Below are 20,708 nucleotides of genomic sequence, written 5' to 3'. Positions count from 1 at the left end.
GCCGGGCGCTGACGATCCACCGGGTGCCGAACAGGTACTTGCCGCCGCACGCGGAGGCGGAGTCCAGCCAGGTCTCCTTGACCGCGTCGCTGGGGAAGACGGTGACGAGCCGCCGTGGCGGCTACCTGACGTGGCGGGCCGGCTGGGTGGCCCTGTGCAGCAGGTACTCCAGGGGCCCGCGCCGGAACAGGCGAGTCCAGACCACGGCCAGCAGCGTCGCCGTGCCGATGAAGCCGAGAAGTACCGGCAGCCCCCCGTGCAGGGACTCGTCGTCGATCGCCGGCACGCGCCAGACGTCGCTGAGGAACCAGAGGGCAAGGATGTGCAGGACGTACACCGTCAGCGCCATCGTGCCGACCGCCGCGACCGGCCTGGCCAGGGCCGTCAGGCGCGGCATCCGTTCGGCGACGGCCAGGCACCCGGCCACCACCGCGAGCGCGACGCCCGTGTTGCCGAGGACGGAGAAGGCCGTCTGACTGTGCGGCGCCGCCACCAGCAGCCAGGCGGACGGGGGGTGGGCCACGGGATCGCCGACGGTGTCCGACCACCAGGCGGACGACGCCGAACCGCCGTCCGTGGCGGCCGCGACGGTGGACAGCGCGTGCGGGACCAGACGCAGGGCCAGCCAGGAACCGCCGTAGCCGAGCACGGCGAGCCCTCCGCCGGCCAGGGCGAGCCGGGACCGGATGCCGGGCCGGGTGAGGTCGAGCCGGGCCACCGCCATGCCCGCGACCATGAACGGCATCCAGGTGAGCACCGGGTACTCACCGGTGAACAGCAGTTCCACGAAGCCGTCCGTGCCGGTGACGCGGGCCAGCGGATCCCGCGCGGTGACGGCGTCCGCCCAGCCCCCTGGCTGGATCGAGCTTCTGATCGCGTAGAGCAGCAGGGGCATGACCAGCGCACCCGTGGCGGCGATCAGCGCGAGCGTGGCCGCCCGCAGCCGGTACAGCGGGAGGACGGTCAGGAAGAGCAGCCCGTAGAAGCTGAGGATCACGGCCACGTCGGTGTCCAGGGCGGTCAGGGCGTAGCCGAGCGCCGCCAGGACCACGGCGCGGATCACGATCCGCGCCACGGCCTGACGGCCGGCGCGCCCGGTCCGCGGACGCGGCCGGCCGGTGATGATGACCAGCGAGAAGCCGGCCAGCAGCGCGAAGAGGGCGGAGGAGCGTCCCCGTGCCGCCTCCAGCAGGAATCCCACCGGGCCGCCCACCGTCACGTCGGGGCCGACGTGCGCGGAGTACATCCCGAAGACCGCGAGGCCGCGGGCGAGATCGATGCCGACGAGTCGTCCCGTGGACGGGGTACCGACCGAGAGGGCGCGGGCCGCGGCGGAGGGGCCGGACGGGTGGGTACGGGCGGCGGGGGAGGAGCGTGCCCCGGCGCGCGCCTCCGGCACCTCCACCGGCACCCCCGACGGTGTTTTCAGCGTCATGCCTTGATGGTTCACCGTCGGGCCTCCCGATCCAGCCCGGCGTGTTTCCTGAGGTACCCCGCCGACCGGCTGATGTCACCCCCGCCAACCGGCGGGAATCGCGACCGGCCAGGCGGCGGGCGGCTCCCCGGTGGTACGGATCCACCGGTGGTGGTGCGATGAGCGGAGCGCGGGTGATCCGGGTCCTGGTGGTCGACGACGAAGCCCTGGTCCGCATGGGCTTCTCGCACATTCTCAACGCGGCGGACGGCATCGAGGTCACGGCGGCGGTACCCGGCGGCGAGGCCGTGCGGACGGTGCGGGAGCTGAAGCCCGACGTGGTGCTGCTGGACATCCGGATGCCGGACGTCGACGGGCTCACCGTCCTGGCACAACTCCGCCGGCTGCCGGACCCGCCGGTGGTGGCCGTCCTCACCACCTTCGACACCGACGAATACGTGGCCACCGCCCTGCGCTCGGGCGCCGCGGGGTTCCTGCTCAAGGACACCGACCCCGAGGAGCTCCCGCACCTGGTGCGCACGCTGGCCGAAGGCGGCACCGCGCTGTCGTCCAAGGTCACCCGCACGGTGGTGGACGGCTACCTGGACGCCGGCGGGCGCGAGCCCTCCGCCGTACGCCTCGCCGGCCGGCTGACCGAGCGGGAGCGCGCCGTTCTCGTGCTCATGGCCGAGGGACTGGCCAACAACGACATCGGCGAACGGCTCCATCTGAGCACCGGCACCGTGAAGGGCCACGTCAGCGCGGTGTTCGGCAAGCTGGAGGTCAGCAGTCGCGTCCAGGCCGCGCTGATCGCCGAGCGCGCGGGCCTGCTCGTGTCACCGGACGACGGGGGCGCCGGATGACCGCCCCGAAACCGTCGGCCGTGGTCCTGGACGTCGCACTGGCCGCGGTGGCACTGGCGGACACCTGGGTGCACGTGGACAGCGGCGACCGGCCCGCCGTGGCCCTGTCGCTGCTCGCCGCCGGAGCACTCACGCTGCGTCGCCGGCTCCCGCTGACGACCTTCCTCCTCACGCTGCCCGCCGCCCTGGTCTCCGACGCGATGTTCGCCATCACGGTCGCGCTGTACACGCTCGCCTCGGTCAGCCGCCATCGTCTCCTGCTGGCCGGGTGCGCGCTGCTCTTCACCGTCGGCGACTACCTCGCCTGGCCGCCGTGGTCGTCCCTGAGGGCGACCCAGCTCACCGGGGCCGACGGCCTCCTCCACCTCACCTACACCCTGGCCACCGCGGCCGCCCCCGTCTTCCTGGGCCAGCTCGTCCAGGCCCGGCGTGACCTGTCCCTCAGGCTCGCCGAGATCTCCGAGGCCCGCGAGTACGAGCGGCTGCTGACCGCGCAGAGCGTCCTCGCGAAGGAACGCGCCCAACTCGCCCGGGAGATGCACGACGTGGTCTCCCACCAGGTCAGTCTCATCGCCGTACAGGCCGGAGCACTCCAGGTCGCCGGCCGGGACACCGAGACCAGACGGGCCGCGGCCACCATCCGGCAGCTCAGCGTGCAGACCCTCGACGAACTCAGACACATGGTCAGCGTGCTGCGCGCCTCCGGCAGCAGCCCCACGGAGCTCACTCCCCAGCCCTCCCTCGCCGACCTGCGCCACCTGGTCGACACCAGCTGCATCAAGACGAAACTCGAGACGGACCTGCCGGAGGACCTCCCGCCCACCGTCCAGCGCGCCGTCTACCGCACCGTGCAGGAAGCCCTCACCAACGTCCGCAAGCACGCCCCCGGTGCCACCGCCAGCATCCACATCCACCACCGGGACGGCACCCTGCGCACCACCGTCACCAACACCGCCCCCACCCACCTCCCGCTCACCCTGCCCAGCGCCCACCACGGCCTCGCCGGTCTGCGGCAACGCGCGGAACTCCTCGGCGGCACGGTCACCTCCGGCCCCACCCCCGACGGCGGCTACGAACTCCTTCTGGAACTGCCCACGGAGCCGACCCGGTGACGGGCAGCGGCTTCCGGAACCGTCCGCGGGTCTGCGAGGATCCCGCGGTGATCAGCACTGACGACACCACCCGCGGCACGCTCGTCCGCCGCGGCTTCGCCCTGGAGTACGCCACCCTCGGCTGGAACGTGATCGGCATCGTGGTGCTCGCCGGCGCCGCGGTCGCGGCGAGATCCGTGGCGCTGGCCGGGTTCGGCCTGGACTCCCTGATCGAGATCGGCGCCTCCGCCGTGGTGATCTGGGAGCTGTCCGGTACCGGCGAGGACCGCAGGCGCCGTGCGCTGCGGCTGATCGGTGCCGGCTTCGCGCTGCTGGCGGTGTACCTCCTGGTGCAGTCCACCTGGGTGCTGGCCGCCGGCTTCCGGCCCCACCACTCGTCGCTGGGCATCGGCTGGACCGCGGTGACGGCCGCGGCGATGTTCGCGCTCGCCGCGGGCAAGGCACGCACGGGCGCCGCGCTGGACAACCCGGTGCTCAGGGCCGAGGGCCGGGTCACCCTGATCGACGGCCTGCTGGCCACCGCCGTGCTGACCGGTCTCCTGCTGAACTCCCTGGCCGGCCTGTGGTGGGCGGACCCGGCCGCGGGGTACGTGCTGGTCTGCTACGCGCTGCGCGAGGCCAGGGAGATCTTCCCCGGCACGCGCTGACACGGGGTCCGGCGGACTCGGCCGGACCCCGCGCACGGGCGGCGGGTTCAGGCGGGGACCCGCGGCGGACGGTCCTCGCCGGCCGTCTCCGTGCCCGCCGGTGCCCGCAGGCTGCCGTAGCGCTCCATGCGCTGCCACCGCAGCCGTGAGCCCGACACGGCGGTGAAGACGGACTGGACGACCACCAGGTACATCAGCTGGCGGTAGACGAACTGCTGTAGCGGCAGGCTCCACAGCGGCCCCGGGCGTTCGCCGTCCAGGCGGAACGCGTACAGGCCCATCAGCAGTTGCAGGAGCAGGAAGGCGAGCCACAGGGCGGTGATCCGCAGGGGGTCGAGGAAGACCAGGCCGTAGAGGGCGAAGACGTCGACCACGGGCGCGAGCAGCGGCAGCAGGACCTGGAAGAGGAGGAGGTAGGCCAGACCGCGGCGGCCGAGCTTGCCGGCGGAACCGCGTTGCGCCAGCGCGCCGCGGTGCTTCCACATCGCCTGGAGGGTGCCGTAGCACCAGCGGTAGCGCTGCCGCCACAGGGCGCCGAGCGACGCGGGCGCCTCGGTCCAGGCGACCGCCCCCTCCTCGTACACCACGCGCCAGCCCGCGCGGCACAGGGCCATGGTGAGGTCGGTGTCCTCGGCGAGGGTGACGTCGCTGACCCCGCCGAGGGCGAGCAGGGCCCGGCGGCGGAACGCCCCGACCGCTCCGGGCACGGTCGGCATGCACTCGGCGAGGTCGAACAGACGGCGGTCGAGGTTGAAGCCGACCACGTACTCGATGTGCTGCCAACGGCCCAGCAGACCGCCGCGGTTGACCACTTTGGCGTTGCCGGACACGGCGCCCGTGCGCGGGTCGGCGAAGGGCTGCACGATCGTGCGGACGGCGTCGGGTTCGAAGACGGTGTCGCCGTCGACCATGACGACCAGCTCGCAGCCGGCCGCGGCCAGGCCGGTGTTGAGCGCGGCGGGCTTGCCGGCGTTGCGCTGCCGGATCACCCGCACACCCGGCAGCCCCAGGGACTCGACGAGATCGGCGGTGCCGTCGGTGGAACCGTCGTCCACCACGATGATCTCCACCGGATGGTCCGAGGCGACCAGGGAGCGTACGGCCGCCTCGATCCCGGCGCTCTCGTTGTACGCCGGGACGATGACGCTGACCCGTTCGGTCACCGGCGGCCCCCAGGGCCTGGCCCGGCGCCCCGTGCGCAGGCGGCGGTGGCGGCGGGCCGCGACCAGCACGACCGCCGCGCGCAGCACGCTGACCGCTCCGGCCGCGTACATCAGCACGCCGAGCAGCCGGATCGCCCAGTCGCCGAGCTGAAGCATCTTGATGAGGGCGATGCCCTGGAGGTGGTCGCCCGCTCCGGCGGGCCGGACGGGACCGGCCATGCCGACCGCGGCGCCGACCGTCGAGAACCGGAAGCCCTGTGCCTTCAGCCGGGGGATCAGGGTGCTCAGGGCGGCGACGGTCTGGGAACGGTCACCGCCGGCGTCGTGCATCAGCAGGATCTGCCCGGCCGTGCCGTGCGGTGTCGCGTTCGCGAGGACACGGGCCGTGCCGGGGCGCTGCCAGTCCTCGGCGTCCAGGGTGGAGAGGACGGTGACGTACCCGGCCGCGTCGGCCTGCTTCAGGACGGACCAGTCGGCGTCGTCCAGCGCGTCGTTCTGCGAGGAGTACGGCGGTCTGAGCAGCCCGGTGGTGACGTCGGCGGCGCCGGCCACCGCCAGCTGGGTCTCGCGCAGTTCCAGGGACCGCTGCCAGGGGGCGAGGCGGGCGAGGTCGGGGTGGGTGAAGGTGTGGATGCCGATCTGGTGGCCCTCGGCGACGATCCGGCGGACCAGTTCCGGGTGGGCCACGACCTGGGTGCCGACGACGAAGAACGTCGCGTGCACGTGGTTGCGGCGCAGCACGTCCAGGATGCGCGGCGTCCAGACCGGGTCGGGGCCGTCGTCGAAGGTGAGGGCGATGGTGCGGGCCTTCGGGCGGGCGGTGTGCGGGGAGCCGGCGGCGCCCGCGATCACCGGGCCGCCGCGGGCCACCTGGCCGGGCACCGTGTCGGCACGGCCGCGGGGGCCGGTCACGTCGTCCGAGGTGATCCCGAACATGTGGTGGGTGTAGCCCTGCAGCAGGAGGGCCGCCGACAGGGTCACCACGAGCACGCACAGCAGCAGCCAGTGGGTGCGGGGGGTCACCTGGCGGGTGCGGCCGCGGCCGCGGCGGCGGCGACCGGTCGGGTCGGCCGGGCTGGTGAGATCGGTCACGTCAGGGCCTTGGATCACTTCACGGGCTTGTGGGAGGCGGCGATGGTGCGTCCCTTGGCGGAGGGCGCGGCGGTGCTGGTGGCGGTGGCGCCGGTGGTGGCCGCGGTGGTGGGACTGGCGGTCGTGGTCGGGCCGGGGGGCGCGGAGGTGGTCGCGGGCTTCGCGGTGGTGGCGGACGGGGCCGCGGGGGTGGCCGCGGCCGTCGGCCGGCCGCTCTGGCCGACGGCGGCCCGCGGGACCGTGGGAAGGGAGTTCGCGTCCGCCGCGCCGGAGGCCGTGCCCCCTGCCGGGTGACCGGTACCGGCGGACGAGCCGGGGGCGGTCGGGTGGGGTGCGGCCGGGTGCGTGGTGTCCGGGAGCGGGACGAACGGAGCGCTGATGGTGGGTCCGCCGAGCAGGGTGCTGACCAGCAGGGCGACATAGGCGCCGGCGGGGATCACCAGCAGCCGTGCGACACGCCGCACGCGGCGCTGGCGGCGCCCCGAGGCGTCCACGAAGACGGGCCGTGCCCGGTCGTGCTCCGGTGTGTCCGGCTCCGGTGCGGGGCGGCCGGAGTCGTCGTGGTGCGTCGGCGGCACGGCGATGACGTCACCGTGCGGAGAGTCCCACTCCGCCGTGGCGTGCTGGTCCGGCGCGGCGGAAAGGAGCGGGGCACCGGCGGCCCAGGGCACCGGCTCCGCCGTGGCCGTGCCGGCGGTGCTGCCGGCGTCCTCGTGGCCGTGGGCGTGCCCGTACCCGATGCGGCCGTACGGCTCCTGGCCGTACGCTGCGCCGCTGTCACCCGTCCGCTGCACGAGTCCTGCCCCTCTCCGTGACGACCGACGTGGTCGTCCGCCTGGAAAGAGCGCAGCGGGCCGAAACTGTTACACCTCCCGCCTCAGACGGTCACGTGTCCTCCTCCGGACACCCACAGACGCCGCCTTGCGGCGGCTCCTCTTCCGCCCGGGACCGACCTCGCGCACGCCTCGGACCGCCACTTCACCACCGCGTCCCCGCACTCGGCGGTGTGCGCGTAGAACGCCCGCAACTCACGGTGCGCCACGGCGAGGGCGCGTGGCGTCCCGGGCCTCGGGGGCACCCCGCCGCAGCGGGGCGGCAGCCCGTCCCGGGCGAAGTCCCACAGCGCCTCGAAGTCGGCGTGCTCCAGGAATCCGGCCACCCGGCGGGCCTGGGCCGCCGTGAGCACCAGCAAGGGCGGCTTGCGCCGGTCGGTGCGGAAGACCGGGCGGCCACCGAGCACCACCTGGGCCTGCGGCCGGTCGCCGGGACCTGTCGGCGCTGCGCCGGTGTAGATGTGCTCCTGATCCAGACAACGCTCGTCCAGACAGCACTCGTCCATCCGGCATTCGTCCATCCGGCACTCGTCCGGACGACGCTGGTCGGGCACCTCCTCGCGGCACCGGCCGGCCGGGCCGCGGGCGGTGTCCGCGTCGCTCGCGAAAAGCCGCTCCAGCCAAGCCGGACTGTTCCGCAGTGCCGGGGCCGGCACCGCTCGCAGACGCAGGTACGTACTCATGACAGGGGGAGCGCACGAGCGCGCCGAAGCGTCACCCGGCTCCGACGGCGCTGCCCGGTACCGCTGGTGCCGCTGATGCCGCTGATACCGCGGTGGCTCCTGTGCCGTTGTGACGTTTCTGTGAGCGCGCACGCTGGTCACCATGGGGACGCCGTGTGACCGGAGCACGGCGGACGAAGTGGGACTCGGCAGTGATCGGTGCGAACGAGGGCAATCTTGGGCCAGGTACGGCAACCCCGGCGTGTACAGGAGTACGACGGGGAACTGGGCGCGGCGGTGGCGCGTGCCCAGGACGGCGACGAGACCGCCTTCGCGATCGTTTACCGGATCGTGCAGCCGGGCCTCCTCGGCTTCCTCCGGGGGATCGTCGGCGACGAAGCGGAGGACGTGGCGTCCGACGCCTGGCTGGAGATAGCACGTGACCTGGGGCGTTTCCGGGGTGACGGCGCCGGGTTCCGCGGCTGGACCGCGACCATCGCCCGGCACCGGGCGCTGGACCACCTGCGCCGTCGGCGGGTACGGCCCCAGGCCGACGGTACCGACCAGGACGTACTGGATCTGGCCGGCCCGCACAACACGCATGAGCAGGCGCTGGAGTCCCTCTCCACCGAGTGGGCTCTGGAGCTGATCCGCGGACTGCCGCGGGACCAGGCCGAGGCCGTGCTCCTGCGGGTCGTGGTCGGTCTGGACGGTCCCGCCGCCGCGCGCGTCCTGGGCAAGCGTCCGGGCGCCGTGCGCACCGCCGCTCACCGGGGCCTGAAGCGCCTCGCCCGTCAGCTGGGCATCGGCGGTGAAGCGGAGGAAGGTGTGACGGATGTGGCTTCCCGCACGCTGGGGGAGTCGAAATGAACGACAACCGCGACAGGATCGACGGGCAGGCGCCGGATCCGGGACAGCGGGCAGAACGAAGCGGTCGGACAGGAACGGAAACGGACATGGGTGAACGGCTGAGCGGCGACGGGCCACGGGGCCGTCGACGCGTGCGGCCCGGCGGCACCCTGTCGGACCCTCGGGCCGCGGGTGACGACGCACTGGACGCCCCGCTGGAGACGGCACTGGCCGCCGCCGTCCGTGCGGGCGATCTCGCACCCCGGGGCGAGCAGCAGGCCCTGGCCGCGTTCCGGGCCGCCCGCGCCTCGGGCGCGCCTCGCGCGCGTACCCGGCGCCGCGACGACTGGCGGCCGGCAGCCGAGCGGCGGGCCCGGCGCCCGGCGAAACTGACGTTCGGTGTGGTCTTCGCCAGCCTCGCCCTGGGCGGTGTGGCGGTCGCGGCCATCGGTTCCGTCGGCTCCTCACCCGAGGGCACCGGATCCGGTTCCGGCCGGGGCACGACGATCCCCTCGGCGGCCGCCTCGAACCGGCCGGGCGGCGCGGCCCCGTCACCGTCCGTCGGCGGTGCCCGGCCGACGGACCGGCCCGCCACCGCCCAGGACACCGAGGCCCACTGCCGTGCCTACGAGCAGGTCAAGGCGGACGGCAAGGCGCTGGCCGCGACGGCCTGGCAGCGACTGGTCGCGGCGGCCGGCGGTGCGGACAAGGTGGCCGCCTACTGCTCCGGGCAACTGGCGGGGACGACGGCCAGGCCGAGCCACTCCACCGGTTCGGGCAACTCCGGCAAGGGTGCCTCGAACTCCGCCAACGCCACGGCGGGCGCCACCGGCGCTTCCGGCAACAGCCAGGCGAACGGCGGGCAGGGGCAGGGGCAGGGCAACGGCAAGAACAAGTAGGGCGGCCGCCGATGTCCTTCCGTCGCCCGGGGTGACAAGGGCGCGGCGCCGGGTCAGTGCCCGCTGACGGCGAGTTCGTAGTCGCCGATCAGGTCGCCGAGCAGCGTGCCCGCCGTGAGGTCGCTGGTGACGTGGCCCGCCATGTAGAGGCGGGAGTAGAGGACCTCGTCCTGCATCCACCGGTAGTCCGCGGCGCGGTGCGGGGAGAGGGCGCTGAGGAAGGTGACGGCCGCGGCGGAACGGGTCGCGTGCCGGGAGGGGTAGGAGTACGGGCCCTTGGCACCGGGCGTGACGCGCTTGTCCGGGCGCAGGGTCGGGTCGAGGACGAATGGGGCCGGCTGCCGGTCCTTGGCCGCCACCTGGTCGCTGATCGTCTTGGCCAGCGTCAGAGCCGCCTTCAGCTCGGCCTTCTCGGTCCTGCCGCGCGCGCCGGAGACCAGTTCGCGCTGGTCGTGGAGGTAGAGCCGCCAGACGTCCTTCTTGCCGTGCAGCTCCAGCCAGGTCGCGGCCTTCCGCCCCGCCGCCGTGCGGGTCCTGGCGAGGGCCTGGTCCTGGCGGAGTTCGGCGGTGCGCTGCTTCACCGACGGCGGGGCCGGGACCTGCCGCGCCGCCCAGGCGGTGAACGCCCGGTCGTCGCGGGTGGTGCCGTGGGCCTTCCGCCACTGCGCGAACAGGGCGTCGGCCTGCGCGCGCCGGGCGTCCGCGGCGGTGCCGATCGCCGCGATCTCGGCGTCGGTGAAGAGCGCGGGCGGCGGGTCCTGCCTGATCCGCTCCGTCGCGCCGGGCTTCTTGGCGGTGACGGCCGTGACCAGCTGGGGTCGCAGGGTGCTGACGGCCACGGCCGCGACGGCGAGCAGGGCGATCAGGGGGTAGCGCCATGTGATGCCACGCAGGACGTTCATGCGGCGGGGGTCCTTTCGGGGAGCGGCGCCGGGAGCTGTCCCGGGCGCGGTGCCGGATGCGCCTCGGTGGTGAAGTGGGCGCGGGCGAGGCGGCGTACGTCGTTGTCGGGCAGGCCCGGGCTGAGCAGGGACTGGCCCACGACGTACTTGCTGAGCGAGACCGGCCGGACCGCCATGCCGAGCAGCAGGCGGTCGGCGAGGGCGGGGCGCGCTCCGCCCTTGGTCTCGACCAGGACGTGCCCGGGGTCGAGCGCGGCGGTCCGGCCGTCCCGGCGGCAGCTCAGGGCGCCGTCGAAGGTGACGCGGCTGCCGTGCCGGAGGTCGGCGAGGGCCGCGCGGACGTAACGGACCTCCACCTCGGCGGTCAGCTCCCCGGCCGTGACGGGGACGCCGGCCCGCTCCAGCACCTGGTCGACGAACTCGGCCGCGTGGGCGGTCAGTTCGCCGTACTCGGCGGCCGGGACCCGCAGCGCGTGCTTGATCGTGGCGCCGCGGCCGTCCTTCGTCTTCACCTCCACCCGGCACAGACCGTCCTCGGCGTACAGGCGGGTGCGTACCTTCCAGCGCCGCCGCCGCTGCTGGACGTGGGCCCGCCAGGCGCCCAGCTCCGGGGTGTCGAAGTACGTACTGAGGTAGTTCGTCGTACGACGGCCGTCGCCCAGGTCGAGAACGTGGTGGCTGTCGGCGAGGCGGGCGACGAGGCGGCGGGCCCGGTCGAGCGGGACCAGGTACTTGCGGTCGACCCGGTGCTGCAGCGCCGCCGCCGCGTCCACCTCGGCGAGGGTCGCACCGCGCGGCTGGGCCAGGCCCAGCCGGGCCGCGAGGGGCGGGCCGAGGGGCGGGCCGAGGGGCGGGGCCGCGGTCACGGCGCCATCACCGGCTCACGAGGCTCGGAGTCCGAGGCGACGGCCGGGCCGGCGGGGTAACGGGCGAGGACCCGGGTGGTCTCACGGACGTAGTCGACCTCGTCCACGACCACCGACAGCGGCGCCTGGCCGAAGCGGAAGGCCACGTCGGCGGCGATCACCGCGGGGTCGGGGTAGATCCGGTCGAGGGTGAGCCGCACCGTGCGGGTCGGCGGCTCGTACGCCGTGGGGTCGTCGACCACGAGGACGGCGAGGAGCACCACCACGTCCAGCGCGACCACGAGCCAGGTCTGCCGCTGCGGCAGCCCCGTGCACAGGGCGATCACCAGGGCGACGAAGGTGTAGGCGACGTCCCGGAGGGTGAAGGCCGCGCTGCGCAGCCGGACCAGGGAGAGGATGCCGAACAGCCCGAACCCGACCCCGGCCGGGAACTTGCCGGCGCTGATCGTGCTCATCGCGGCGAACAGGCCGGTGTTCAGCGCGGCCAGCACCAGCGGCATCGCGGGCACGCTGGGCCGGCGCCGGTAGAGCCAGCCGACCAGGATCAGCAGGGCGATGACGTCGAGACCGCCGCGGGTCATCAGATCGGTGACCGTGAGGTGGTCGGTGATGCCCTTGGCGGCGAGCACCGATGCGTGCATGGGGGTCCCTTCCGTCACGGCACGTCGGACGGGGACCGGTCGCGGTCCGCGGGGCACCGCGACCGGAAGGACGGTAGGGATGTCACATGAACAGACCATGAAGCCTTCCCGGTGGCCGTGGTGTGCCCGGGGCGCGGTTAGCCTGACCGGCATGCACTGCCTGGTCGTCGACGACGAGACCCGCCTGACCGATCTGGTCGTCCGCTACCTGACCGAGTCCGGCCACACCGCCGAGGGCCGCTACGACGGGCCCTCCGGCCTCGCCGCCGCCCGCGATCCGCGCCTGGACGCCGTGCTGCTGGACGTGATGCTGCCCGGCATGGACGGCGTCGAGGTGTGCCGGACGCTGCGCGGCGAGGGCATCGACGTTCCCGTGGTCCTGCTCACCGCGCGTGGCGCGATCAGCGAGCGGGTGGCCGGGCTCGACGCCGGCGCCGACGACTACCTGGTCAAGCCGTTCGCGATGGAGGAACTGCTGGCCCGGCTGCGGGCGATATCCCGGCGGCGTCCCGAGTCCTCCGGGCGCCTGCGGGTCGGCGACCTCGTCCTCGACCCCGAACAGCAGCGGGCCTGGCGGGCCGATGCCGAACTGGAGCTGTCCCGGCGGGAGTTCGACGTACTGCGGGTCCTCATGGAGAACGCCGGGCGCGTGGTCACCCGCCTCCGGCTGCTGGACGAGGTCTGGGACGGCGAGACCGACCTGCGCAGCAACGCCATCGACGTGCACGTCTCCAGGGTGCGCGGCAAGGTCGACCGGGCCTTCGGCCGTACGACGATCACGACCCTGCGCGGACGCGGCTACCGCCTGGAGACCGCCCGGTGAAGCGCCTTCCCGGGCGGCTGCGGCCGTGGCCGTGGTTCCGGCGGCTGCCCGTCGTCGCCCGTCTGGTGCTGGCCGTCGCCGTCACCATGTCCCTGGTGCTGGCGGGCACGGCGGGACTGGTCTACTGGCGGGTCCAGGCCGCCCTGGACCGGCAGCTGAACGACGACCTGACCACGTACCGACGCAGCCTCGACCAGGCCGTACGGGACGAGGGACAGCTCCCGCCCGGCCCCAGCGGCAGCCTCCGGCAGGTCCTCGACGCACAGGGCCGGGTCCTGCTCTCCAGCGACGCCCTGCGCGGCCGGTCCCTGCTGACCCCGGCCGAGCTGGACGCCGCCGCGCACGGGGCCACCGTCCGGCGGGACGTCGGCTCCCTCCTGCCGATCACCTCGGACACCCTGCGTCTGCAGGCCGGCCGGGTCACGGCCGGCGGCCAGGGCCGGATCGTGGTCGCCGCCGTCCGGCGCGGACACCGCGACGAGGCGCTGCGCGAACTCCTCGCCCAGCTGGCCCTCGCCTCCGGCCTCACCCTGATCGCCGCCTCCGGCGTCGGCTACCGCACCGCGCGCGCCGCCCTGCGCCCCGTCGAGCGCTACCGCGGCGGTGCCGCCGGTCTCGCGGACGGCGCCCAGAACCTGCGCCTGGACGTGCCCGCCGACCGCGACGACGAGATCACCCGGCTCGGCCACACCCTCAACCACATGCTCGACCGCCTGGCGGCGTCCGCCGAACGCGAGCGCCGGTTCGTCGCGGACGCCAGTCACGAACTGCGCACCCCGCTCACCCTGATGCGCGCCGAACTCGACGTCGCCCTGCACCGCCCCCGCTCCGCCGGCGAACTCACCGAGACCCTGCGCTCGGTGGACACCGAGGTGCAGCGCCTGATCGAGCTCTCCAACGCACTGCTGGACCTGGAGGAACTGGGCACCGCCCAGCACCTCAGCCGGGCTCCGACCGACCTCGCCGACCTCGTCGGCGCCGCCGTCGCGCCCCATCTGCGCACCGCCGAGCGGGAGGGGCGGACCGTGACCGTGGACACCGCCCGCGCGAGCGTGGACGTCGACGCCCAGTGGCTGCGGCCCGCCATCGGCAACCTGCTCGACAACGCCCTTCGGCACGGCGCCGGGACCGTCCGCCTCACGGCCACCGTCCACGAGGACGTGCTGCGGCTGTGCGTCACGGACGAGGGGACCGGCTTCCCGCCGGAGTTTTTGCCCCGGGCGTTCGACCGTTTCGCCCGCGCCGAGGCCAGCCGCACCGGCGGCGGATCCGGCCTGGGGCTCGCCTTCGTCCAGGCGGTGGCCGCCGCCCACGGCGGCACCGCCCGCGCCGAGGACACCGGGCGCGGGGCCTCGGTCGTCCTCGTCCTGCCCTGCTGACCGCCTCCCGGACCCGGCCGCCGCGTGCGGTGGGACCACGGCATGCCCGCGGTCTCCGCGCCGTGCCCCGGAGGCATTTCTGTCGCGGCGGGACCACATGTCCGTGCCTGGCGGAGTTACGCTTCTCGTACGGGGCAGGTGGCGCTGAAGTCCTCCGAGTGCGGGTGCCGCGCACGTCCGGGTCCCTCTCCGCGTCCCCGAAACGAAGGTCATATGCCCGCTGAGAAAGCCCCCGTCACCGGCAACCTCGACGACGACGACTACCCCGCCTACACCATGGGGCGCGCCGCCGACATCCTCGGTACCACCCCCGCCTTCCTCCGGGCCGTCGGCGCGGCCGAGCTGATCACTCCCCTGCGGTCGGAGGGCGGTCATCGCCGGTACTCCCGCCGCCAGTTGCGCATCGCCGCCCGCGCCCGTGAGCTGGTCGGCCAGGGCACGCCCGTCGAGGCCGCGTGCCGCATCGTCTCCCTGGAGGACCAGCTCGACGACGCCCTGCGCCTGAACCGGGAAATGTGCCGGAAGCTGGACGAGCAGGGTGCGAATATCTAGTACCGCTGACACAGATATCAGTAATCCGGCCGGATGAGGATGACCGGAGGGTGCCGAAAACGCAGGCCCGCTCCGCCCCGACCTGTGTTAGCGTGACAGCAGTTGCAGTTTTGGTTGCCAGAGATTTTGTCTTTGCAGAGCTTTCCGGATTTTTCCGGAGGGGTGATCATAGCGGCGACCCGGCCCCGTAAAGTGCGGGTCCGACACTGCCCCCCGAGGGAGATTCAATATGGCATCTGGCACCGTGAAGTGGTTCAACGCGGAAAAGGGCTTCGGCTTCATCGAGCAGGACGGTGGCGGCGCTGACGTGTTCGCCCACTACTCGAACATCGCCACCAGCGGCTTCCGCGAGCTTCAGGAAGGCCAGAAGGTTACCTTCGACGTCACGCAGGGCCAGAAGGGCCCGCAGGCCGAGAACATCGTTCCCGCCTGACGCCGACGCACACGTCGCGAGCCACGGGTTCGCGCATCGTATGGCTGGGGCCCGCACCCTCTGGGTGCGGGCCCCAGCCATTGTGTTTCCTGTGATTCCCCACGGCGGTCCGGCGTTGCGCGGAAATTTCTCGGCACGCCGCACCGAGGAAAGGCTCGTCCCCCGAACGGCGGACCCCTCGCCGTTACCGGAGCCATTGGGCCGTTCGAAGGAGCCGAGGCGGGCACGGGCCGGTGTCCAGGCCTCTCCCGGTGTCCATGGCCCATACAAGGGACAGTTACGAATATATCTGCAGTTTGTAACGCGAATCCGTACCGTGCTCCGGTGCGGTCGTGCAGCGCCACAGTGTGGGGCCTCGGCATCGAGCCGGGAATCCCGGACTGCTCGCCCGGCCCCGACCAGGGCCGGTCCGCACGAACGTGAGGTGACGGATTCATGTCTGTTTCCCGTACGACGCTCCGCCTGATCGCCACCTGTGTGGCTTCGGGCGCACTCGTCGGCGCGGCCGCTCTGCCGGCCCTGGCCGCCGGACCCGGCCATGACCGTGACAACGGAAGGGGCTACTCGCACAGCTACCGGAGCGACCGCGACGGCCGCTTCGACGACCGGGACCGCGACCGGGACCGCGACCGGGACCGCGACCGGGACCGCGACCGGGACCGCGACCGGGCAGGGCGCGACGGCTGGGACCGGGACTGGAATCACGACCGCGACCGCGACCGCGACCGCTACCGGGACCGCGACTGGCGTGGGCACCGAGGCTGGGACCACGACCGGATCGGGCGCCCCGGCTGGTACGGCCACCGGCACGCGGATCACGATCGCTACCAAGGCCGCCGCTAGGGGCCGGACGGCCCTCAGCCGCTCGTGGCGGCGGTGCTGTGCCACGGCGGCTCATGCACTCGCCGCCGTCCGCCGGCACAGCCGGCACGGCCACCGCACCCCGGCCGGAGGGCCGAAGACCGCTTCTCCCGGTCTTCGGCCCTCCGGCCATGGTGTGGGGCGACGGTCCGCGGGTAGTCGACGCGCGCCGGCGGGGGAGCGGCGCATCACCTGGGGAGGTCGAGCGCCGCGCCCTGCCGGCAGTGCGCCGAACCGTCGTGACCGGGCGGCGGTGACTCGGCCCAGGATGGCCTCGCGCTTCGGGGGCATCCGGTAGGGCATGGTTACTGGATCGGCAACGGCACGCGGACGCGGTCAGGTTCACCGTGCGGCGAACGGCAGAGCGGTCGCGGCGGCGGCCCGTGCGGGCTTCGTCGGCCGCGGGGTCATCTACGTGTTGATCGGCGTTCTCTCACTGCGGATCGCGTTCACCGGCGGGGGCGGGCAGGCCGACCGGGGTGGCGCGGTCGCCGAAATCGCCCAAAAACCCTTCGGCACCCTGCTGTTGTGGCTGCTGGGAATCGCCCTGGCCGGGATGGCCCTGTGGCGGCTGTCCGAGGCCGCCTTCGGGCAGGCGGGTCCCGGCGGCGAGAAGCCGGGCAGGAGGGCGATGGCCGCGGGCCGTTTCTGCTTCTACGGATTCGTCGCGTACTCCGTGCTCTCCTACGCGGCCGGGGACAGGGGCAGCGGCAGTGGCAGTTCCGACAAGAGCTCCCGGGACGTCACGGCGAAGGCGCTGGCCTGGCCCGGCGGGCAGTGGATCGTCGGCGTCGCGGGCGCCGCGGTGGTCGCCGCCGGCCTGTGGATCGCCGCCCGGGCTCTCCTGCGCAAGTTCGAGAAGCATCTGAGGATGTCGGCGATGTCGCGGAGGGTGCGTGAAGTCGTGTCCTTCCTCGGCATGTTCGGCGGTGCCGCCCGGGGCATCGTCTTCGCCACCGCAGGCGGCTTCGCCATCGCCGCGGCCGTCCACCACAAGCCCGGCAGGGCCAAGGGGATGGACGACACCCTGCGCACGTTCGCCGACACCCCCGCGGGTCCCTGGCTGCTGGCGCTGATAGCGGTCGGCCTCATGGCCTTCGGGGCCTTCTCCTGGGCCAACGCGCGCTGGCGCAGGGTCTGACAGGCGCCGGAACGCGGCCCGCCTGACGCCGCGACAGGTGCCCGCGTCCGGGCACGTCCGCAGGGGCCGGCCGTCATGACGGCCGGCCCCTGCGGACGGATGTGCGCGAAGTCAGCTCACCATCGATACCAACGTCCCCGGCCACCGCCGGCGCTGGTGGAGCGCGCCACGAATCCGAGCAGCCACAGCACCAGGACGGCGAGGGCCACCCACCACAGAATCTTGACGGCGAAGCCGGCACCGAAGAGGATCACCGCGAGAAGCAGGACAAGAAGAAGCGGAACCATAATTATCGACCTCCTGCCGCTCCGGGTGCCCCGCTCTTGCACGGTCATTCACGATCGGTGCCTTGTTTGTGAAGGGAAAGTACGGGCACCGGTGGGGTTACCGCGACAGCGGCCCCATTACCACGAGAAGGCATGTTCCACGACTGGCGAAGGGTCTTCCCGGAAACAATCCGGGAAGACCCTTTCTCGTTTGTGTCGTCATTGCGCCGATGTGCCGGATCTCCTCATGAACATGGAGGCGGGGGGTACGCGGAATTACACGACGGCGAAAAGAACAGACCGACCCACGGGAAGAGTTCTATGGTCACCCCGCTGAAGAATCGGGCTTCGGACGAACAGGAACCGGGGGCGCCCCTGCGCTACAGCGCCACCTGGGAGACCACGGACACAGCGATCGCTGACGCTCGAACGGCCGTACGCGCCCTGCTGGCCCGGGCCGGCCACCCCCCGGACCAGTTGCCCAGTCAGGACGCCCAGCTCATCGTCAGTGAACTGGTCACCAACGCGGTACGCCACGCACCCGGCCCGGTCGGCCTGGTGCTGTGGGTGTCGCCCGACGCCGGCCTGCTGCGCGTCACCGTGAGTGACACGTCCCCCTGTCTGCCCGAACTGCTCGCACCCGACCCCCGCCGCGTCGGCGGACACGGCCTGCGCCTGGTCGTCCGGCTGTGCGGCCGGCTGCACACCGTTTCACGTGAAACCGGCAAACAGGTCGTCGTGCACCTTCGCCTGCGCGGGCCCGCCACCCGCTAGGAGTCAGGTGAGCATGCCTTCGCGCAGGCGGGCGAGGGTACGGGACAGGAGCCGGGAAACGTGCATCTGGGAGACGCCCAGGCGCTCGCCGATCTGGGCCTGGGTGAGCTCCTCCACGAACCGCAGGTGGATGATCTGCCGGTCACGCTCGGGGAGTTCGGCGATCAGCGGGGCCAGGGTGTGGAAGTCCTCCACCAGTTCCAGCGCGGTGTCCTCGGCGCCGATGAAATCCTGGAGGGCGCTCTCGCCGTCCTCGCTGTTGTTGATCGTGGCGTCGAGCGAGGAGGAGTTGTAGCCGTTGGCGGCCAGGCGCGCCTCGCGCACCTCGTCCTCGGGCAGGCTCATCAGGTCGGACAGTTCCTTGACCGTGGGGGTACGGCCGAGGCGGCTGCGGAGTTCGTCGGTGGCGCGGGCGAGCTGGACACGGGCTTCCTGGAGCCGCCGCGGGACGTGCACGGCCCAGGTGGTGTCGCGGAAGAACCGCTTGATCTCGCCGACGATGTACGGCACGGCGAAGGAGGTGAACTCGACCTCGCGGGAGAGCTCGAAACGGTCGATCGCCTTGATGAGTCCGATCATGCCGACCTGGACGATGTCCTCCATCTCGGCCGGTTCGCGGCTGCGGAACCGGCCGGCCGCGAAGCGGACCAGGGACATGTTCATCTCGATCAGCGTGTTGCGCGCGTACTGGAATTCGGGCGTGCCCTCCTCCAGAACCGCCAGCTGGTCGAAGAACGCCTTCGACAGCTCGCGCGCGTCCCTCGGCGCGACCTTGGCGGGGTCCGCGATCTCCGGAACGCCCAGCGTCTGCCCGGCAGTCTGAACGGTCGTCGTCGGCACGATGCCCCTCCCAGTCACTCGCCCTCGTCCTCGCCGGTTCGTCGTCCGGCAAGCACGCGCCTACCCCGGCCGACGGGCCGCATTCCCCCAGCCGTCGTCATTCTTCGCCGGGCTCGCCGTTTCCGGCCGCGGCTGTGTACGGGTTTCGGCGGGGGAAACGGCCGGTCGGTCCCCCCGCGGGGTGTGCGCACGGTCGGACGGGGGACTCGGAGGCCAAGCCGGGTTCAGCAGCGATCCCCTGGGGACTGGCCCGGCCCAGGCTTCTCTGGTTCAGCCGAAGTGCCGGAGGAGCCGCTCCTCCGGGGTCACGTCAGGGTGCCCTCGTCGCGGACCCGGCGGGCGACCTCGCGGAGTTTGATGTTGTTCGCCTGGGAGTAGCGGCGCAGCACGTTGAACGCCTCCTCCTCGGTGAGGCGGTGGCTGCCCATGATGATGCCCATGGCCTCGCCGATAGTGTGGCGGGTGGCAAGGGCCTGTTCCAGCTGGGCATGGGTGCGGGCGCTGGAGATCGCGACCGCCGCGTGCGAGGCCAGCAGCCGGCCGGCCAGCTCGTCGGCCTCGGTGAACGCTCCCGGCTTGTGGGAGTAGAGGTTCAGCGCGCCGAAGTCCTCGTCCCCGGTGTACAGCGGGAAGCCCATGATGCCGCCGATGCCGAGCCGGTGGGCCTCGGGAGCGAAGGCGGGCCAGCGCCGCTGCTCGCCGGTGAGGTCGGCGATGCGGAAGACCCGCTCGTCCCGCGAACGGTGAGCCGTGTCGAGGCACGGCCCTTCCCCCAGCCGCTGCTGGAGCCGGTCGCTGTCCGTGACCAGCTGGTGGGTGGGGGCGAGTGTCTCCACCCGCGCTTCGTGCAGCACGAGGATGCCCGCCGCGTCACAGCCTTCGACCAGTTCGGTGGCCGAGGCGGTGATCCGTGCCAGCGTGGTGTCGACCGAGTCCTGTGCCAGGAGTTCCCGGGCCATCCATGCCAACTGCTCCGCGAACCGACCCCAGTCCACGTCGTCCTCCGTTACTCGTCCCGTCCGGACAAGCCTCGTCGTCAGCTTCGCACGCGAGGCTCACGCCTACCACACGGGCGGATACCCGTGGCGGGCCGGGAGATGACTGCGGGGGCCGCGGCATCCGGCGGTGTTCAAGCTCCGGGAGACGGTGGCGGCGGAGGGGCCGACAGGGGTCCGCGGGGAGCCCCGTCGGCGCCGGGAATCAGCCGCTCAGACGACTGCGCAGCAGGGCCTTGCCCAGATCTGCGCCCTTGCGGCTGTCAGCCTGTGCCTTGGTGAACAGCTCGACCAGTTGTCCGTCCTTCGCCCGCTCGGCGTCCTTGATGTACGTGTCCAGCCGGAGGGCGTTGTCCAGGCAGCTCTCGACGTACCAGAGAAGGTTGTAGTCCTTGTCGGAGGTTCCGGTGATGTGTCCGGTCTCGGTGGCGCTGGCCATCGTCGCATCACTCCGTCGCGTTGTGTCGAAGCGGGCTCGGCCCGCCGGTCTGGCCCGCCGAGTACCCAGGCCAGGCGGTGCGCACCGGGAAAAGAGCGATTGCGGGAGCCGCCCGGTCGGCCCGCGTCCGCCGCGGGGTACGCGCGGTCGGCACCGTACCTTTGTTCGCGCGGCCTGGGCGGTCTGGTCTCCGCCGGGCCGCTGTGACAGGCTGGAGGAGTAACCAGCCTGGTCCGGTGGGAGACCCCGCGCTGCCGAACGG

23 protein-coding genes are annotated in these 20,708 nt (G+C 72.9%); 12 read left to right on the top strand and 11 right to left on the bottom strand.

Annotated elements, in window-relative coordinates; all coding sequences use genetic code 11:
* Window positions 1-121: 121 nt before the first annotated feature.
* On the bottom strand, window positions 122-1,435 hold the full coding sequence (locus AB0P24_RS10270; protein ID WP_365792180.1) for a DUF418 domain-containing protein: 1,314 nt from the start codon (window positions 1,433-1,435) through the stop codon (window positions 122-124).
* 173 nt (window positions 1,436-1,608) lie between these two features.
* Here AB0P24_RS10270 and AB0P24_RS10265 point away from each other — a divergent pair, with 173 nt between their 5' ends.
* The 3 genes from AB0P24_RS10265 to AB0P24_RS10255 are packed head-to-tail and all read left to right on the top strand — an operon-like array spanning window position 1,609 to window position 4,036.
* Window positions 1,609-2,277: a response regulator transcription factor gene (locus AB0P24_RS10265; protein WP_365792456.1), complete on the top strand. Its 669-nt coding sequence runs from the start codon at window positions 1,609-1,611 to the stop codon at window positions 2,275-2,277.
* On the top strand, window positions 2,274-3,389 hold the full coding sequence (locus tag AB0P24_RS10260; RefSeq protein WP_365792178.1) for a histidine kinase: 1,116 nt from the start codon (window positions 2,274-2,276) through the stop codon (window positions 3,387-3,389). Before AB0P24_RS10265 ends, AB0P24_RS10260 begins: the two co-directional genes overlap by 4 nt.
* A 47-nt stretch (window positions 3,390-3,436) precedes the next feature.
* The gene (locus AB0P24_RS10255) at window positions 3,437-4,036 is read left to right on the top strand and encodes a cation transporter (RefSeq protein ID WP_365792176.1); all 600 of its coding nucleotides are present in this window, start codon (window positions 3,437-3,439) and stop codon (window positions 4,034-4,036) included.
* Window positions 4,037-4,083: 47 nt separating this feature from the next.
* Here AB0P24_RS10255 and AB0P24_RS10250 read toward each other — a convergent pair whose 3' ends face one another.
* The 3 genes from AB0P24_RS10250 to AB0P24_RS10240 all read right to left on the bottom strand — a co-directional run bounded on the left by AB0P24_RS10250 (window position 4,084) and on the right by AB0P24_RS10240 (window position 7,807).
* A complete protein-coding gene (locus AB0P24_RS10250; RefSeq protein WP_365792174.1) occupies window positions 4,084-6,291 on the bottom strand; it encodes a bifunctional polysaccharide deacetylase/glycosyltransferase family 2 protein in 2,208 nt (735 codons plus the stop codon).
* 14 nt (window positions 6,292-6,305) lie between these two features.
* The gene (locus tag AB0P24_RS10245; RefSeq protein WP_365792172.1) at window positions 6,306-7,085 is read right to left on the bottom strand and encodes a hypothetical protein; all 780 of its coding nucleotides are present in this window, start codon (window positions 7,083-7,085) and stop codon (window positions 6,306-6,308) included.
* Between the two features lie 83 nt (window positions 7,086-7,168).
* The gene (locus tag AB0P24_RS10240) at window positions 7,169-7,807 is read right to left on the bottom strand and encodes a DUF1877 domain-containing protein (RefSeq protein WP_365792170.1); all 639 of its coding nucleotides are present in this window, start codon (window positions 7,805-7,807) and stop codon (window positions 7,169-7,171) included.
* A 216-nt stretch (window positions 7,808-8,023) separates the two neighbouring features.
* On the opposite strand from AB0P24_RS10240, the gene AB0P24_RS10235 reads away from it, so the two are divergent.
* The gene (locus AB0P24_RS10235; RefSeq protein WP_365792168.1) at window positions 8,024-8,656 is read left to right on the top strand and encodes an RNA polymerase sigma factor; all 633 of its coding nucleotides are present in this window, start codon (window positions 8,024-8,026) and stop codon (window positions 8,654-8,656) included.
* Between the two features lie 86 nt (window positions 8,657-8,742).
* Complete coding sequence (locus AB0P24_RS10230; RefSeq protein WP_365792166.1) at window positions 8,743-9,534, top strand: hypothetical protein; 792 nt, start codon at window positions 8,743-8,745, stop codon at window positions 9,532-9,534.
* A 53-nt stretch (window positions 9,535-9,587) separates the two neighbouring features.
* On the opposite strand, the gene AB0P24_RS10225 is transcribed toward AB0P24_RS10230, so the two are convergent.
* The 3 genes from AB0P24_RS10225 to AB0P24_RS10215 are packed head-to-tail and all read right to left on the bottom strand — an operon-like array spanning window position 9,588 to window position 11,943.
* The gene (locus tag AB0P24_RS10225; protein WP_365792164.1) at window positions 9,588-10,436 is read right to left on the bottom strand and encodes a phosphatase PAP2 family protein; all 849 of its coding nucleotides are present in this window, start codon (window positions 10,434-10,436) and stop codon (window positions 9,588-9,590) included.
* Window positions 10,433-11,302: a polyphosphate polymerase domain-containing protein gene (locus AB0P24_RS10220; protein WP_365792162.1), complete on the bottom strand. Its 870-nt coding sequence runs from the start codon at window positions 11,300-11,302 to the stop codon at window positions 10,433-10,435. Before AB0P24_RS10220 ends, AB0P24_RS10225 begins: the two co-directional genes overlap by 4 nt.
* A complete protein-coding gene (locus tag AB0P24_RS10215; protein ID WP_365792160.1) occupies window positions 11,299-11,943 on the bottom strand; it encodes a DUF4956 domain-containing protein in 645 nt (214 codons plus the stop codon). Before AB0P24_RS10215 ends, AB0P24_RS10220 begins: the two co-directional genes overlap by 4 nt.
* A 151-nt stretch (window positions 11,944-12,094) precedes the next feature.
* Here AB0P24_RS10215 and AB0P24_RS10210 point away from each other — a divergent pair, with 151 nt between their 5' ends.
* From AB0P24_RS10210 to AB0P24_RS10185, 6 genes are all read left to right on the top strand, one after another.
* Entirely contained in the window at window positions 12,095-12,766 is a 672-nt protein-coding gene (locus tag AB0P24_RS10210) for a response regulator transcription factor (RefSeq protein ID WP_365792158.1), read from the top strand.
* Window positions 12,763-14,145 (top strand): ATP-binding protein, encoded by a 1,383-nt coding sequence (locus tag AB0P24_RS10205; RefSeq protein ID WP_365792156.1) that lies wholly within the window; start codon window positions 12,763-12,765, stop codon window positions 14,143-14,145. Before AB0P24_RS10210 ends, AB0P24_RS10205 begins: the two co-directional genes overlap by 4 nt.
* Window positions 14,146-14,358: 213 nt before the next feature.
* Window positions 14,359-14,697: a MerR family transcriptional regulator gene (locus tag AB0P24_RS10200; RefSeq protein ID WP_365792154.1), complete on the top strand. Its 339-nt coding sequence runs from the start codon at window positions 14,359-14,361 to the stop codon at window positions 14,695-14,697.
* A gap of 229 nt (window positions 14,698-14,926) precedes the next feature.
* Window positions 14,927-15,130 (top strand): cold-shock protein, encoded by a 204-nt coding sequence (locus tag AB0P24_RS10195; RefSeq protein ID WP_007383480.1) that lies wholly within the window; start codon window positions 14,927-14,929, stop codon window positions 15,128-15,130.
* A gap of 435 nt (window positions 15,131-15,565) precedes the next feature.
* Window positions 15,566-15,973 carry a hypothetical protein gene (locus AB0P24_RS10190; protein ID WP_365792152.1) on the top strand — a complete coding sequence of 136 codons (408 nt, stop codon included), beginning with the start codon at window positions 15,566-15,568 and terminating at the stop codon, window positions 15,971-15,973.
* A gap of 319 nt (window positions 15,974-16,292) precedes the next feature.
* On the top strand, window positions 16,293-17,132 hold the full coding sequence (locus AB0P24_RS10185; RefSeq protein WP_365792150.1) for a DUF1206 domain-containing protein: 840 nt from the start codon (window positions 16,293-16,295) through the stop codon (window positions 17,130-17,132).
* A gap of 116 nt (window positions 17,133-17,248) precedes the next feature.
* Here the strand turns inward: AB0P24_RS10185 and AB0P24_RS10180 are convergent, their stop codons facing one another.
* Window positions 17,249-17,419, bottom strand: coding sequence for a hydrophobic protein (locus AB0P24_RS10180; RefSeq protein WP_365792148.1), 171 nt, complete (start codon window positions 17,417-17,419; stop codon window positions 17,249-17,251).
* A 300-nt stretch (window positions 17,420-17,719) separates the two neighbouring features.
* Between AB0P24_RS10180 and AB0P24_RS10175 the strand changes: the two genes are divergently transcribed.
* Window positions 17,720-18,172: an ATP-binding protein gene (locus AB0P24_RS10175; RefSeq protein ID WP_365792146.1), complete on the top strand. Its 453-nt coding sequence runs from the start codon at window positions 17,720-17,722 to the stop codon at window positions 18,170-18,172.
* 3 nt (window positions 18,173-18,175) lie between these two features.
* On the opposite strand, the gene AB0P24_RS10170 is transcribed toward AB0P24_RS10175, so the two are convergent.
* The 3 genes from AB0P24_RS10170 to AB0P24_RS10160 form a co-directional block, all read right to left on the bottom strand.
* Window positions 18,176-19,012, bottom strand: a complete 837-nt coding sequence (locus tag AB0P24_RS10170) for an RNA polymerase sigma factor SigF (protein WP_365792144.1) — start codon at window positions 19,010-19,012, stop codon at window positions 18,176-18,178.
* A 305-nt stretch (window positions 19,013-19,317) separates the two neighbouring features.
* Window positions 19,318-20,007, bottom strand: coding sequence for a GAF and ANTAR domain-containing protein (locus AB0P24_RS10165; RefSeq protein WP_365792142.1), 690 nt, complete (start codon window positions 20,005-20,007; stop codon window positions 19,318-19,320).
* Window positions 20,008-20,212: 205 nt separating this feature from the next.
* Window positions 20,213-20,446, bottom strand: coding sequence for a hypothetical protein (locus tag AB0P24_RS10160; RefSeq protein WP_365792140.1), 234 nt, complete (start codon window positions 20,444-20,446; stop codon window positions 20,213-20,215).
* Window positions 20,447-20,708: the final 262 nt, after the last annotated feature.

This window comes from Streptomyces sp. NPDC086519, assembly GCF_040686075.1.
Classification (GTDB): domain Bacteria; phylum Actinomycetota; class Actinomycetes; order Streptomycetales; family Streptomycetaceae; genus Streptomyces; species Streptomyces shenzhenensis.
The sequence above is the reverse complement of the archived record's forward strand: the minus strand, read 5'-3'. Positions and strand labels throughout refer to the sequence as shown.